Raw genomic sequence first — 15,767 nt, 5'->3', positions numbered from 1 at the left:
ATCAGGTTTGGATTTGACAGTTGCAACTATGGGGCGTATCAAGAAAAGTGATATACAAAAGGCTATTGGAGATCGCACTAATACAAGCCAGACGATTCTTTGCAGTGATGCTCATGTGAGCTATAAAGGCTTTGCCAAAGACCAAAACATAGAACATCATCCACTCAAAGGAATTATAAAACAACGGGTAAAAGACAAAATATACCATATACAACATGTCAATTCTACCCACAATAGAATAAAAAAATGGATTGATAATGCTTTTTGGGGTGTAGCCACTAAATACCTGCAGCAGTACCTAAATTGGTTTAAACTCAAAGAGCAACTCAAAAACAATAAGGATAAGGCGCTGCTATTTGTACAAAAAACTGTCCTAGATGTTAACGCTATAAAGAATTACAGAAATATCGAAGCACAATATCAAAAACTAATATCAACGCAATTATAAACTAGAGCCAATAATAAATACGAAAAGACCTACAAAACCACGAGTCTTTAAATACTATTTTATAGACATATCCCATCTGGTCATATATATTATCTAACGTAGTAGTACTTACTATGCAGAAAACTAATGGGATGAATAGACTAGAATTAAGCAAAAAACTCTTCCAAAATAAGATCTTAGCTAAAATTTGTACAGCTAATTCTTATTACTTTTCTAAGTATTCTGAAAATTATACAATTAACATTCTACACAAAAAAAAACTCAACATACATATATTACCTTATATACAATTGGTTACAAATCTAATTACAAGAGTGATCTCAACTAAAACGATCTTATTAATTACCACCCTACCCCTTAATAAAAGAATTGCATTATTCTTTTCTATCCCCCCCTTAATAAGACACTTTTTTTCCCTCAATAAGAGAATCAATGTATAAACCATGTTATCTTATAATATTACTAAGTTTTATTTTACAGATATGGTTTTGTGTATAATTTATAAACCAAAAAACAATAGAATGAAAAGATTACACAACAAAGTAGCCGTTATTACAGGAGCCAATAGCGGAATCGGACTAGCAACAGCAAAATTATACTTGCAAGAAGGTGCCAAAGTGGTACTATCAGGAAGACGTAAAGAAGCATTAGATGAGGTTGCAAAAACCCTAACAGGGGACTTTATTATTGTTACAGCAGATGTGGGCAAAGCCGAAGATAATAAAAAGCTAATTGAGGAGGCAATACACAAATATGGTAAAATAGATATTCTATTTCTTAATGCTGGTGTAGTCTTACACCCCACTCAAACTTGTGAAATTACCGAAGAACATTATGATGAAATTTTTAATATTAATGTAAAAGGTCCCATTTTGGCTATAAAAGAAGCACTTCCTCACATCAATGACCAAGGATCCATCTTATTTAATAACTCTGTAGTAACACAACGTGCTTTTGATGGTCTAGGTATATATTCTGCTACAAAAGGTGCATTGCGTGCCTATCAGAGAGTATTAGTATCTGAAGTAAAAGACAGAAAAATACGTGTAAACTCAATTGCTCCAGGCCCAATTACTACTCCTATTTTTGGAAAAATGGGACTTCCCAAAGACGTTTCTGAAGAAATGGGAAAAGGATTTGCCAAACGTGTCCCATTAGGACGTTTCGGAACCTCTGAAGAAGTTGCTAAATCAGCATTATTTCTTGCCTCAGATGATGCTTCATACATTAATGGTGTAGAATTAGAAGTCGATGGTGGAATGAGCCAGATATAGCAACCCAAAAAAATAGTTACTATCAAAATCTCATAACGTAGAAAACCTAACAGGTATCTATTCTTTTGTCCCTAATATGTGAGCCTGTAAGGTTTTTTTATTGTAAAATAACCTTTTTAGATTTAGTTAAATTGTTACCCTCTCCAGAATACAAGTAATATATTTTGATAAAAATTTGTGATTCGTATTTGCATAAGCCCTGCCCTACTTAATCAATCAATGAAACACCATTAAGGTCAGTTGTAAGAACGTCACTCATATAATCAAAAAAAGGTCTTAATAATTCGTAATGAAAAATAACATTGTCTAAAAAGTTAGGAGAAAAAACTTCTTTATCACTAAATTTATGAGTCACAATAAACGATTTGTTTTTTATTAAATCAATGCTCTTGTGATCTTTACTAAACCCTTTTGGGGCCGTTTTTACTTGATTTGAAGAGTCAAAGCTACCAAAAGCTTTTTTAAAATCTTTATTAGATAATATCTCTCTAATCTCTTCATCATCCATTTCAAACTCTTTCCTGATACGCAATAAATCTGCTGATTCAGGACTAAAAAAGCCTCCTGCCATCAATGAATTCCCTGGTTCTAAGCGTAAATAATATCCTCCTCTTCTATGTGCTCCTGCTCTACTGAAACTTACACTACGATGTACATTATATGGTGTTTTATTTTTACTAAAACGAATATCCCGATTAATTCTAAAAACTTTGGTCTTTTCTATTTCATCTTTTTCATTTAATCGCTCTACCACAGAAGCATAAAATTTTTTTAAGTCTTTTTCATTACTTTGATATCTTTTTTTATGTTCAGTCATCCAATCTCTATGATTGTTTTCTTTCAGGTCTTTCAAAAAGTCAAATGCATCCTTTGGTATTGTACTCATAAATTTTAGTTTGATCCTAAAAATAATAAAATCAATCTGCTCAAACTGGATTTGTTTAAAATTTAATAAATAATTACAAAAAAACAGGAAACAACTCTTGCCTCCTGTCTTTATCATGTAGTGTTATTAAGTATTCTTAAAACTGATCCAATAAATAATTTATCAAATCTGTAGTTGTTACAATACCAACTAATACATTATTATCTATAACTGGTAATGCATGAAATTCTTTCTTGGCTAGTATTTCTGCAACTTCTTTGATTGTAGTATTAGAGTTTACACTCACTAGGTTTTTTGCCATTACCTGCTCTATAGTAAACATTTCATAAACAACAGTATCAACATCTTTTTCATCTATATCTACTGCATCTGCAAAACTTATACGAAGTAAATCAGTATAACTTAGCATACCAGTAATAGTCTCTCCACTCACCACAGGAATATGACGAATATTATGTTCTTTGAATAACATTTCTGCTGTTTCTAAGCCATTAGTATGATTTAGAGTTATTACATCAGAAGTCATAATTTTGGAAACAGGTGTTCTTTTTTTCATTATATTAGGTTTAAATTCTTTACTAAAGATACCCCCAAGTTTCTTTACTAATTATGACAAATATCAGTTAATATATAGTAGTTTTTTTAAGCAATTACACTCCTACTTATAACCGTTTTATCTTCCTTTGTATGTCCATTATTTCTTCATTTGCATTTTTGTAATTTTATCAGATATATACAGTATTTTTGCAACCTTATATATAAAAATGTGTTTTATAGAGGTTGAACATCTTTTCGTTAATATTTAGATGTTCAGTACATATTTACTATAAAAATTTAACGAAAGTTTAGAAAAAGAACCTTAATTCAAACCTTATAGTGTTATTATTGTTTTAAAAATGTAAGGAATTACGAGTAAAAAAGACTTTTATATTCTTTATTCTATATATTTACTAGAGTTTTCAAATAAATTGAAATGACTAAAGAAAGAGACGAAATTATTGCCAAAATTGAAAAGCAAAAAAAGAACCCTAATCTTAAGCTAAAGTTCAAAGAAAGGACTGAGTATTTTACCAATTTACTTTTTTATACTTTGTTTGATACAGATACCGAAGTAGCTGCAAATATTGATGTTCTTGAAAAAACCTTTGAAGAGCTTGTAGATTTGGCTTGTTGGGAGACTGAAAACCCTTGCAATAAACTCTGGCAGTCTTATCTAGATAAATTACCTAGAATCTTAGAAAAATTAAATCTAGACGCAAAGGCTTTCCTACAAAGTGATCCTGCTGCTAATTCTATTGAGGAAGTATATATGGCATATCCAGGGTTTTATGCGATAGCAATTTATAGATTAAGCCATGAATTGCTAAAAATTGGATTACCAATGATTCCTCGATTAATGACAGAGTATTCTCATCGATTAACTGGTACAGATATTAATCCTGGAGCAGAAATAGGAAATTCTTTCTTTATAGATCATGCTACGGGTATTGTTATCGGAGAAACAGTAATTATAAAGGATAACGTAAAAATATATCAAGGGGTAACACTAGGAGGATTGTATGTAGATAGAAAACTGCGCAATGTAAAACGTCATCCAACTGTAGAAAACAATGTTACCATTTATGCAAATGCAACCATATTAGGAGGAAGTACTGTAATTGGTGCTAATAGCACCATCGGTGGTAACACTTGGATTACTTCGTCTGTTCCTGATAACTCTATCATCTCAAACACTGCAGAAATAAAAATAAAAAAAGTAGTTTAATGACTCACAACATCTTAGATCTAATAGGAAATACTCCTCTGGTAAAGGCTTCTTCTCTAATCAAAAACCCTAATATTACATTATTTTTAAAATTAGAAGGACATAACCCTGGAGGAAGTGTTAAGGATAGAGCTGCTTATAACATGATTAAATCTGCATTAGATCGTGGAGATATAGATCAAAATAGTAAACTTATAGAGGCTACTAGTGGTAATACAGGAATTGCCCTTGCTATGATTGCTGGTATTTTTAAATTAAATATTGAGTTGGTCATGCCAGAAAACTCTACCAAGGAACGAGTACAGACAATGCGTGCTTTTGGAGCCAAAGTAACACTTACTCCTGCTGATGTTGGTATTGAGGGTTCGAGAGATTATGCCGAAGCCAAAGTAACTAATGAGGGATATGTGATGCTTAATCAATTTGCAAATGATGATAATTGGCGGGCACATTATAAAACCACTGGACCAGAAATCTGGAAAGATACGCAACAAAAAATCACTCATTTTGTATCTTCTATGGGAACAACAGGTACTATTATAGGCACATCTACCTACCTCAAAGAGCAATCAAAAGAGGTTCAAATTGTAGGAGTACAACCTACTGATGAATCCAAAATACCAGGCATACGCAAATGGCCAAAAGAATATTTACCTAAAATCTTTAACCCCGATAAGGTTGATCAAGTTATAGAGGTAAGTCAAGAAGAGGCTACTACTATGGCAAAACGTCTGGCAATAGAAGAAGGTATTTTCTGTGGTATGAGTAGTGGTGGTGCTGTTGCTGCAGCATTAAAACTCTCAAAAAACCTCAAAAACGGTGTTCTTGTTGCTATTATTTGTGATCGAGGAGATCGATATTTGAGTTCTGATTTATTTGAGTAAAACAGAAATCTACTTTATCATTTCCTGCGTAGTTACACTTTTAAAGAAACCTTGTCAAATTGTCTTAGCTTTTTAAGTTAATTTCACTCAAATTTCTAATTCTATTTCGTTCTAAGAAGTCATCAATCGTTTCAAAATGTTCAATTACTCTTTTTTCCTTGAATTCAAATACTTTTTGCGATAACCCTTGCAAGAAATCTCTATCATGAGAAACCAATATCAGAGTGCCATCAAAAGCTAATAGGGCTTCTTTGAGCACATCTTTTGATTTTAAATCCAAATGATTAGTAGGTTCATCTAGAATCAAAACATTTACAGGTTCTAATAGTAACTTTACCATTGCTAGTCTGGTTTTTTCTCCACCAGAAAGCACACTTACCTTTTTATCAATATCATCACCTCCAAACATAAATTGCCCCAAAATATTTTTAATCTGTGTTCTTACATCTCCCGTTGCAACTTCATCTACTGTCTGAAAAATAGTAAGATTAGGATCTAATAAAGAAGCTTGATTTTGAGCAAAGTACCCTACATTGGCATTATGTCCCAATTCACAACTTCCTTCATACTCTATTTCTCCCATAATTGCCTTTATCATTGTAGATTTTCCTTCTCCATTACGTCCAACAAATGACACTTTTTCTCCTCTTGCAATCGACATATTTGCATCTTTAAAAACAACGTGATCTCCATATTTTTTTGATAAATCCTTGGCAATTACAGGATAATCTCCTGATCGAATCGAAGCAGGAAATCTTAGCTTTAATGATGAATTATCAATCTCATCAATCTCGATGATTTCTAACTTCTCTAGCATTCTTTCGCGAGAATTCACCTGATTAGTCTTAGAATAAGTTCCTTTAAACCGTTCTATAAAAGTTTTGGTATCTGCTATAAATTTTTGCTGTTCTTGGTATGCTTTAATTTGATGTAGTCTCCTATCTTCTCGCAATTGCAAATAATGTGAATAATTTGCCTTATAATCATATATTCTTCCCATTGTTACCTCAATAGTACGATTGGTAATGGTATCAATAAAAGTTTTATCATGAGAAATTACAATTACAGCCTTTGCTTTGTTTATCAAGAAATCTTCTAACCATACTACAGATTCAATATCTATGTGATTGGTAGGCTCATCCAAAAGAATCAAATCTGGTTTTTGTAGCAAAATTTTAGCAAGCTCTATTCGCATTCTCCACCCACCACTAAACTCACTGGTTGATCTAGTAAAATCTTCTCTTTTAAACCCTAATCCTACTAGTGCCTTTTCTACCTCTGCATCATAATTAATCTCTTCTATCGTATAAAATTTTTCACCTATGTCTGTCACTTTTTCTATAATAGACATATACTCTTTGGATTCATAATCTGTACGGGTTTCTAATTCTTTATTGAGGTGATCCATTTCTTGTTTCATCTCAAAAATATGTCCAAATGCTTTTGATGCTTCTTCAAAAACTGTACAATCATCCTCTGTTAAAAGATGTTGTGGTAAATACGCTATCACAGCTTCTTTAGGACATCTTATATTTCCTTTGGTTGCTTTTTGAACACCTGCAATAATCTTCATCATAGTAGATTTTCCTGCTCCATTTTTTCCCATTAAAGCAATTTTATCATTCTCATTGATAACAAAAGAAATATTGCTAAATAAGGTTTCTCCACTGAATTCTACTGTTACTCCATCTACAGAGATCATATATTTTATTTTTAAAGTGCTACAAAACTAAAAAAAAGGAATTCACACCAAAGAAAATCATACTATAAAACCATACTATTTTTTATAATTAAATAGTACCTCTCTATAGAGAGTAGTACATAAGAATCGACTAAGTTTAAAAAAAATAGGTGTAATCTATATAGTAATAGATTAAATACCGTTTTAAAGAAAATAAAACAACTGCAGACATATACATTTTACCAAGCTATTTTCTTTTCTTTGTACTATGCCAGATCAAAAACAACTCTTAGACACATTAAAAGAATATTTTGGATATGATAGTTTTCGCCCATTACAGCAAGACGTAATATCTTCTATATTTTCAGGAAATGACAATCTCGTTATTATGCCAACGGGTGGAGGTAAATCTATCTGTTACCAATTACCAGCATTACTTTTACCAGGAATAACTCTAGTTATCTCCCCTCTAATCGCTTTAATGAAGGATCAGGTAGATGGGTTAATTGCAAATGGAATCAAAGCTGCATTCATCAATAGCAGTCAAACTGAAAATGAACAACAACAGATTTATCAGAAAGTATCTAATAAAGAGATCAAACTGCTATATACTGCCCCAGAAAGCTTATCCTTTATAGACACTATTCTAGCACAAGTAGAAATTAGTTTAATTGCCATAGATGAGGCACATTGTATATCGGCATGGGGTCATGATTTTAGACCTGCATATACGCAATTAGGATATCTTAAAAATAAATTCCCTAAAACTCCAGTGATTGCACTAACAGCAACCGCAGACAAAGCAACTCGTAAGGATATTTGTGACCAATTAAACATTAATAATGGCAAACAGCATCTTGCCTCTTTTGATCGTAAAAACCTTAGTCTAGAAGTACGTCCTGGAAACAAAAGAATAGAACAAATCATCAATTTTCTTGATGATAAACCAAACGATAGTGGAATTGTATATTGTTTAAGTCGAAAAACTACAGAAACCCTCGCTGATAAGTTAAAAAGTCAAGGCTATAATGCTGAGGCGTATCACGCTGGCATAGACCACCAAAAGAGAGCTGAAGTTCAGGATGGGTTTATAAATGATACAGTACAAATTGTTTGTGCTACAATTGCCTTCGGGATGGGCATTGATAAATCCAATGTACGTTGGGTCATTCATTATAATCTTCCTAAAAATATAGAAGGGTATTATCAAGAAATTGGGCGTGCTGGTAGAGATAATCTCCCTTCTTCTACCCTGTTATTTCATAGTTATGCAGATGTGGTACAATTACAAAAGTTTGCCAATATGTCTGGTAATCAAGAAGTGCAATTAGCAAAGCTTGATCGTATGAAACAATATGCAGACTCTTTAAGCTGTAGGCGTAAAATCTTGCTTAGTTATTTTGGAGAACTTGTAGAAAAGGATTGTGGCAATTGTGATGTATGTAAAAACCCACCAACTTTTATAGATGGAACTATTATCGCGCAAAAAGCATTATCTACAGTAGCTCGTATCAAAGAACAAGAACCTATTGGTACTGTAATCGATGTACTACGCGGAGCTAAAAATGCAGCCGTATACGATAAACAATATCAAAATGTAAAAACATACGGAATTGGCCATGATATTGCATGGAGAGATTGGCAACAATATATTATTCAATTAATCAATCAAGGATATCTGGAAATTGCTTTTCATCAAAACAATAAATTGAAACTCACCGCTCTTTCAAAAAAGGTACTATTTGAAAAAGTAAAAGTAAAAGTAGCGCATTTACAAGAATTTGAAAAAGCAAATCAAAATATAAATAACAAATCTATTGATAAGGAAACTGCTCCTAATTTGTTTGAAAAATTAAGATTATTACGATTAGAACTATCCAAAGAAGCTGGGATACCTGCCTATCAAGTTTTTAATGATGCTACACTAAAAGAAATGGAAAAGTTTCGTCCAATGAATGACGATGATTTTATGAGTATCAATGGTGTTGGTAGGCAAAAAATGCAAAATTATGGGTATCAATTTATCAAGGCTATCATTGATTTCTCTGCTGAGAAAAAGAAAAAAAAGAGTACCAAAAAAGGAAATACTCACTTAGAAACTCTAACCCTATATAAGCAAGGATTATCACTAGAAGAAATTGCTATAGAACGCAAACTTGCGCAATCAACTATATTTTCTCATATCATGAAATTGTATGACGGTGGAGAGGATATTGATCTACAAAAATTTGTTGATAAAGAAGATATAAAAACAATCAAACAAGCCAAAGAAAAGCTAGAAAATCCTAATGCCCTAAAACCATATTTTGATCATTTTGAAGGAGCTATAGATTATAATACCATTCGATTAGCGTTAACTATTCTTGAAAAAAATGAATAAACATAGTCATGGAGTTAATATACGTTCTTTTTTATCACCTTATTTATGATGGAGAAATAATAACCTCGAACTTATCATAATCAGAAGCACTATCAAAACCAGTATATAACTCACTTGCTACAACACTAGATGGATAAAAAGTTATTGGCTCTATACAAATCATGTTTGTTACTTCTGTCCAAAGCATGATATGTCTAAAACCGTTTGTTGTAATGGTGAGTCGTATATCTCCATTATTTTTGAGAGTAATTTCTTTACATTTATCAAGTAAATAAGCAGAAGCTCCTGCTTCAAGAATATCGGTAATAACTATTTCTTTCTTATTGGTTACCAATATAGCTTCTTGATTATATACCTTAAAAGCGGGATGAAAACCAAGCATTAGTGGCATATCTTCTTCACATCTAATTTCAAAAGTAATTTTTAATCCTTTCTCAGAAAGTTCAAAGGTTTTTATAAACTCAAAATCATACGGCCAATCTAACCATTGTTGCATAGATTTTTTTGGAAATTTAGGATTAGATATTAGTGTATTTGCTTTGTATTTTTTATAGAAACTCGCTTTATTGTCACTTTTTTCTTTGAGTGAGTACTCTATAGCTCTTAAAATTCCATGTTGATCCAGCTTGGCATTACCTTTTGGCGTTTGTATAGAAAACTCATTGTCTTTGGTTGCACCAATAATAGGAAACATTTCTATTTCTGTATTACCCCATCCTGGGTCTCCCTTTTGATGCATGATTTCAATGGAGTCTACTGTAAAACTTACAAGCTCTCCTCTATCTATAATCACATTATTTTTTTCATCAATAGTATGCAACCTTATTTTATCTGACATGATATTTACTTTACTTTTTTTCTAAAATACTTTTTATCACCCTCTGAAACCAATGGATCTTGAATTGCTTTTGTAGCCAAACTCAAATGTTTCTCATTATCATAATGAAATAACAATGTATTCAATTCTGCAATAGAAATTCCATCAACATTTTCTTTTTTCGGTAACAACTCATCTCCAACTGAAACATATCCAGGATCAAGCACTCTTACATATACCCCTGAGTACTTAGAATCTATCATTTGTTTTAATATTTTCTGAGAACCAAAACGAATACCTAATTTATAACAAGGTTGTCTACAACGGGATATTTGCACCGTTGCTTCTCCTAGTGTGTATATAGAACCTATGTTGATAGCATTCTCATCAAACCCCTCAATTGTTATATTCTCTCCAAACATACCATAATGCCATTCCAAATCAGGGTATTTATCTTTCCAGTATGGGTAGTGATCTACTGCATATAAATAACAAGCCTTATCAACCCCTCCATGATATCTTCTGTCTATAACATGATCTTTTTCTACATCTTCTTTACCAAGAAAGATAGGTTCCTTTACTGGTTGTTTATAGATACCTGTCTTTTCTTCTTTTCCTTTCCAAAGTATAGTACGCAACTCTGCAATATTTGTAGAAACAACCTTCATATATTATTTTTTAAATTCAATAGCATTTAATATTAATCCTGAACCTGGGACAATGTGTTCTAATACAATTTCTTCTGCTTCAGGGTTCAATGTTTTTTTTATAAAATCTAGATCTATTTTTCCTTTTCCCAGATCCAATAATACCCCCATCATTAATCGAATTTGATTTCTCTTGAACCCTTCTCCTTTAACCCTCAAAAGGTAAGTTTCTTTTGGAAAAAAATTGGCAGTATACTCCTCATTTTTTTCGATTTCGCAACAAATTATTTCTCCTTCAAGAACTGTATGTGCTGACGGTCTGTGGCAATAGGATCTAAAATTATGTTTCCCAACAAATAGATTAGCAGCTTCTTTCATTATATCTATATTTAATGTATCCATTACATTATACATAAATGGAGCACAGAAAGGGTGAAATTTATCTTCACAAGCAAACAAATACAAGTATTCTTTGATTTTTGGAGATTGAATGATATTAAAATTCTTATCGGTCTGCTCGATACTCATTGCTCTAATATCTTGAGGAAGATTTTTATTAAATAATGGATAAAACTCTTCTATATCCAAAGGTTGTCCATCTACAAATAACTCCATATACGCTTGATTTGCAGAAACCTTTGCATCAGTTCTACCAGCAGCAAGAATTTTAAAATTTGAATGATCTAAGACATAATTAATGGTTCGTTCTACCATTCTTTGTAAAGTATTAACTGTAGGTTGTTTCTGCCAACCATGGTATCGAAATCCTAAGTATTGCAACTGAACGATATAAAAGAAACGTTTACGGAACATTATTATTTAGTTAAAAATGGTTCGAATATAGATAAATTATGCATTTCAACGATAATTGATTAATTTTTAATCTTCAAATTATTTAAACTCCATTTTATTATTTGTTATATTTGGGTAAAGCTAATTAATAATTTAAAAATCAACTTAGTTATGGTGAAAGCAAAATATCAAAGTGTTCTGGATTTAGGACAAGAATTAAATATTCAGAACGGTGATGTTTCTGAAGAAAATGGAACTCTGAAGATAAAAGGTACGGCACATACTCAGTACGAAAAAAACCAGCTTTGGGATAAAATTAAAGAAATAGGTGGAGACTCTCCTTCTGATATCATGGCTGATATAGAAGTTGCTGATACTTCTGTATACCATAGACATGTAGTAAAAAGTGGTGAGTCATTAAGTAAAATAGCAAAACATTATTATGATGACCCTATGAAATACAAAGCTATTTTTGAAGCTAATACAAATGTTCTTAAAAATCCAGATGTTATTCATCCTGATCAGGAACTTATTATTCCTAATCTTTAAGATAAATATACAAATCTATAAGTAAGAAAAGACCACTTTATAAAGTGGTCTTTTTATTTATTATAAATATGCTTTCTTATAAATACATAAGAATATCTCTTATTATTCTATGTTTATTAGCAAAACTTAAATATTATTATAAAAACCACCTTAAAAAATCAATTATTACTAAAAAAATCATTAATAATTAACTAAATCATCAAATAATATTTATACATTTATCACACACAAACTCAATTTACATGAAAACCCAGTTATTTTTATACATGAACATGTTTCTGGATGTTCATAAGATTCCTTTTTATCCCGATAACCTAATTACCACGATAATTTCATTGGTATTTAGAAAAGAGATTACACAATTACTTATAACTACTAATACTACATCTACTTTGTATATTAAATAGTAATGTAACCAAATAGTCTTTTCTATCTTATTTTTTAATAGAATTTAATATAAAATGACTTACAAAATATCAGCTTATTAGCTGGTAGTTAATTAATAATTATTTAGTTTAAAATTAGAAAAAGCTATTGGATTTATCTTCAATGGCTTTTTTGATTTTACAAATTGTCATATACCTAAAAAACCTTACTCTTTATCGAAAAAATAAAGTATATCAATTCAAAAAACCTACATATGTACGGTTTTACCGTAATTTTGTAGTCATAATTGATATAGAAACTATGAAAAAGATACTATTACTTATTTTTATCTTCACAACATTGAGCAGTTATACGCAATCACTATCTAAAACTCGTATAATTTATGAGAGAAAAGATCAAATAGTAATGAATAATGGTAAACAATATAAAATCCTTGTAAATAAGCCTTTTTATTTGGTTTCTGATACTTCTATACAAAAACACAAGCAATTTACAGACCACCTATTGAGGCTTAATCGTGTATTAATTATACAAAATGATAATGAATACAAACAATTAATCGAATGGGTAAAAGAAGATATGACACTTTATGAATCAAGAGAGCTTTCTGATATATATCTTAAAGAAAATAACCTGTCAGACTCAATTGTTCTACCAAAAGATTAACTGGCAGTCTCTATAGCTGTTTTTGAAATCTGTATAATTTGCTCAAATTGTTCTTTTAGGGTAAGATTAGAATTATCTATTTTCAAAGCATCTTCTGCTTTTCTTAAAGGAGAATCTTTTCTGGTACTATCGATATGATCTCTGTTTACTACATTTTTTAAAACATCTTCATAAGTAACTTTCTCTCCTCTTTCTGTAAGTTCCAGAAATCTACGTTCTGCCCTATCTTTGGCTGTAGCAGTCATAAATAGCTTAAGTTCTGCATCAGGGAAAACGACAGTTCCTATATCTCTACCATCCATCACAATCCCTTTGTCTTTGCCCATTTTTTGTTGTTGCTCTACAAGCTTTTTGCGTACACTGGATACCGCTGCTATCTTACTAACAAATTTTGAAACTTTAAGTGTTCTAATTTCTCGTTCTACATTTTCTCCATTTAGCACAACTTCTGCTAATCCCGTTTCTGAATTAATCTCAAATTTTAATTCTATTTCATTCAAGTTTTCCTCCAGAGCTTCAGTATCAAACATAGATTCATCAATAAAACCTTTTCTCATAGCATATAAAGAAACTGCTCTATACATTGCGCCTGTATCTACATAGATAAATCCTAATGCTTTTGCTAATTGTTTTGCAACTGTACTTTTTCCTGTAGACGAATGCCCATCAATGGCAATTATAATCTTTTTATATTCCAATTTATTACTTAATAACAGATTTAATAGATTTCAAATGTAAAGCAAAGAATCTGGAATATATCAGTTATTCAAAAAAAATACTTAATAAACACGTATACTTATGTTTACAGTATTTCCCTAATTCTAGAAACCATTATTTCTTACTGAAAATGTATTTTTTGATTTCTTAAGATATACAAAAATTACTTTATAAATACAATAATTATGGTTTATCAAAGTTATCTACCTTTAAACTATTATGCATGAATATAAGTTACTTTAGTTTACCCTTATTTATTACATATTAACCTAAGGACATTTATCATGGGCTTTTTTGATTTTTTAAATGAAAAAATTGCAGTAGATCTTGGCACATCAAACACACTCATTATACATAAAGGAAAAATAGCAGTAGACAATCCTTCTATCATATCAATTCATCAAATAAGTGGAAAAATCATTGCAGTAGGCAAAGAAGCTGGTATGATGCGAGGTAAGATAAATAAAAACATCAAAACAATTTACCCCTTTGATAATGGAGTTATCTCTAATTTTGATGCTGCTGAAAAAATGCTCAAAACATTTATCAAAAAACTATCCACCCTTAATTCTTCAATGTTCTCTACTTCGTACAACATGATTATCTCTATTCCTTGCGGGAGTACAGAAGTTGAAAAACGGGCAGTACAAGAATCTGCAAAGCGTCTTAATGCTAAAAATATTTTTTTAATTCCAGAACCAATTGCGGCTGCAATAGGTGGCGGAATCAATGTTTTGGAACCCAAAGGCAATATGGTTGTTGATATTGGTGGCGGAACTACAGAAATCGCTGTTATCTCAATGGGGCGAATTATTAATGGGCAATCTATAAAGGTAGCAGGTAATGTTTTTAATGAAAATATTACTCAATATATACGAGAATCCCGTAATCTGCATATTGGTGAATCTATGTCCGAAAAAATAAAAATAAAAATTGGCTCTGCTCTAGAAAATTTGCAATCACCACTTGATAATATGGCTGTAGAAGGGAGAGATTTACTTACAGGAAAACCAAAGCAAATACAATTATCTTATAAAGAAGTTGAAAAAAGCTTGGATAAATCTATTACTCAAATAGAAAATGCTATTATGGAAACTCTTTCTGAAATTCCTCCTGAAATCTCTGCCGACATCTATAATTCAGGAATTTATTTGACTGGTGGAGGGTCTATGCTGAGAGGATTAGATGATCGATTATCCAAAGCTACAGAATTACCTATACACCTAGGTGATCAACCTCTTGAAACGGTTGTAAAAGGAAGTGATATTGTTTTGAAAAACCTAGATATATACACCAATGTCTTGATCTAAAAAGAGACCAAAACAACATAAATTGTTCTATTCTACAATTATTTTAGTATTATGACCTATTTTAAAATTACAAGAATTAGCAATAAAACACATTTTATTAGCTTCGTGATGTATCTCATGTGCTTTTTCTACCATATCGTTGTCTTGCACAGTAACAATAGGATGTAAAGTTACTTCTTTGAATCTCCCACCACTCTCTTTAGATTCCTCCATAACTCCAGTTGCATGATCTACATAATCTGTAACAATTATATGATTAACAGTACATAAATGAAGATACCACAACATATGACAAGCAGATAATGAAGAAAGAAATAGATCTTCTGGGTTGTATTTTTTTTTATCCCCCAAAAAGGAAGGGTCAGAAGAAGATAATATCTCTCCATATTTTCCTATTGATGATATAGAATGATCCCTACTGTATGATTTATAATCTGTAGTACCACTACCTGTATTACCAGTCCATTTAACAGTAGTATTATATGTGTGTAATTTCATTTTATAAAAATGGTATAAGCTTATCTAAATCAAAAAAGGCACTCAAATGAATGCCTTTTTTAATGC

Annotated in this window: 16 protein-coding genes; 8 read left to right on the top strand and 8 right to left on the bottom strand. The window is 31.2% G+C overall.

The genetic code is table 11. The features are described 5' to 3' along the window. Positions 1–448 (top strand): IS1595 family transposase (locus tag CVD18_RS03180; RefSeq protein WP_146052694.1); only part of this gene is annotated, 448 nt, incomplete at its 5' end. A 521-nt stretch (positions 449–969) separates the two neighbouring features. Continuing rightward, positions 970–1,722: an SDR family NAD(P)-dependent oxidoreductase gene (locus tag CVD18_RS03175; RefSeq protein ID WP_103863999.1), complete on the top strand. Its 753-nt coding sequence runs from the start codon at positions 970–972 to the stop codon at positions 1,720–1,722. A gap of 208 nt (positions 1,723–1,930) precedes the next feature. Here CVD18_RS03175 and CVD18_RS03170 read toward each other — a convergent pair whose 3' ends face one another. Continuing rightward, the gene (locus tag CVD18_RS03170; protein WP_103863998.1) at positions 1,931–2,608 is read right to left on the bottom strand and encodes a DUF2461 domain-containing protein; all 678 of its coding nucleotides are present in this window, start codon (positions 2,606–2,608) and stop codon (positions 1,931–1,933) included. Between the two features lie 136 nt (positions 2,609–2,744). After that, entirely contained in the window at positions 2,745–3,164 is a 420-nt protein-coding gene (locus CVD18_RS03165) for a CBS domain-containing protein (RefSeq protein WP_103863993.1), read from the bottom strand. 417 nt (positions 3,165–3,581) lie between these two features. Here CVD18_RS03165 and epsC point away from each other — a divergent pair, with 417 nt between their 5' ends. Continuing rightward, a complete protein-coding gene (gene epsC / locus CVD18_RS03160; protein ID WP_103863992.1) occupies positions 3,582–4,373 on the top strand; it encodes a serine O-acetyltransferase EpsC in 792 nt (263 codons plus the stop codon). Continuing rightward, entirely contained in the window at positions 4,373–5,257 is an 885-nt protein-coding gene (gene cysM, locus CVD18_RS03155; RefSeq protein ID WP_103863991.1) for a cysteine synthase CysM, read from the top strand. The genes epsC and cysM overlap by 1 nt, the downstream gene beginning before the upstream one ends. Before the next feature lie 64 nt (positions 5,258–5,321). Here the strand turns inward: cysM and CVD18_RS03150 are convergent, their stop codons facing one another. Next, the gene (locus CVD18_RS03150; protein WP_103863990.1) at positions 5,322–6,959 is read right to left on the bottom strand and encodes an ABC-F family ATP-binding cassette domain-containing protein; all 1,638 of its coding nucleotides are present in this window, start codon (positions 6,957–6,959) and stop codon (positions 5,322–5,324) included. Positions 6,960–7,206: 247 nt separating this feature from the next. On the opposite strand from CVD18_RS03150, the gene recQ reads away from it, so the two are divergent. After that, complete coding sequence (gene recQ, locus CVD18_RS03145) at positions 7,207–9,318, top strand: DNA helicase RecQ (RefSeq protein WP_103863989.1); 2,112 nt, start codon at positions 7,207–7,209, stop codon at positions 9,316–9,318. Between the two features lie 43 nt (positions 9,319–9,361). On the opposite strand, the gene CVD18_RS03140 is transcribed toward recQ, so the two are convergent. Genes CVD18_RS03140 through CVD18_RS03130 form a run of 3 tightly spaced genes read right to left on the bottom strand, consistent with a single transcriptional unit; the run spans position 9,362 to position 11,595 of the window. Then, positions 9,362–10,156 (bottom strand): aldose epimerase, encoded by a 795-nt coding sequence (locus CVD18_RS03140; protein WP_103863988.1) that lies wholly within the window; start codon positions 10,154–10,156, stop codon positions 9,362–9,364. A gap of 5 nt (positions 10,157–10,161) precedes the next feature. Then, positions 10,162–10,803, bottom strand: coding sequence for an MOSC domain-containing protein (locus tag CVD18_RS03135; protein ID WP_103863987.1), 642 nt, complete (start codon positions 10,801–10,803; stop codon positions 10,162–10,164). Positions 10,804–10,806: 3 nt separating this feature from the next. After that, complete coding sequence (locus tag CVD18_RS03130) at positions 10,807–11,595, bottom strand: tRNA pseudouridine(38-40) synthase TruA (RefSeq protein WP_103863986.1); 789 nt, start codon at positions 11,593–11,595, stop codon at positions 10,807–10,809. Positions 11,596–11,745: 150 nt separating this feature from the next. Between CVD18_RS03130 and CVD18_RS03125 the strand changes: the two genes are divergently transcribed. Further along, positions 11,746–12,123: a LysM peptidoglycan-binding domain-containing protein gene (locus CVD18_RS03125; protein WP_103863985.1), complete on the top strand. Its 378-nt coding sequence runs from the start codon at positions 11,746–11,748 to the stop codon at positions 12,121–12,123. A 687-nt stretch (positions 12,124–12,810) separates the two neighbouring features. Further along, entirely contained in the window at positions 12,811–13,176 is a 366-nt protein-coding gene (locus tag CVD18_RS03120; protein ID WP_146052693.1) for a hypothetical protein, read from the top strand. Here the strand turns inward: CVD18_RS03120 and cmk are convergent. Beyond that, a complete protein-coding gene (cmk, locus tag CVD18_RS03115; protein ID WP_103863983.1) occupies positions 13,173–13,874 on the bottom strand; it encodes a (d)CMP kinase in 702 nt (233 codons plus the stop codon). The genes CVD18_RS03120 and cmk overlap by 4 nt on opposite strands. A gap of 303 nt (positions 13,875–14,177) precedes the next feature. Here cmk and CVD18_RS03110 point away from each other — a divergent pair, with 303 nt between their 5' ends. After that, on the top strand, positions 14,178–15,203 hold the full coding sequence (locus tag CVD18_RS03110) for a rod shape-determining protein (protein ID WP_103863982.1): 1,026 nt from the start codon (positions 14,178–14,180) through the stop codon (positions 15,201–15,203). A gap of 27 nt (positions 15,204–15,230) precedes the next feature. Here the strand turns inward: CVD18_RS03110 and CVD18_RS03105 are convergent, their stop codons facing one another. Further along, positions 15,231–15,701: an OsmC family protein gene (locus CVD18_RS03105; protein WP_103863981.1), complete on the bottom strand. Its 471-nt coding sequence runs from the start codon at positions 15,699–15,701 to the stop codon at positions 15,231–15,233. Positions 15,702–15,767 lie beyond the last annotated feature (66 nt).

This window comes from Aquimarina sp. I32.4, from assembly GCF_002924285.1.
Taxonomy (GTDB): Bacteria; Bacteroidota; Bacteroidia; order Flavobacteriales; family Flavobacteriaceae; genus Aquimarina.
This window is presented reverse-complemented; position numbering and strand designations above follow the sequence as displayed.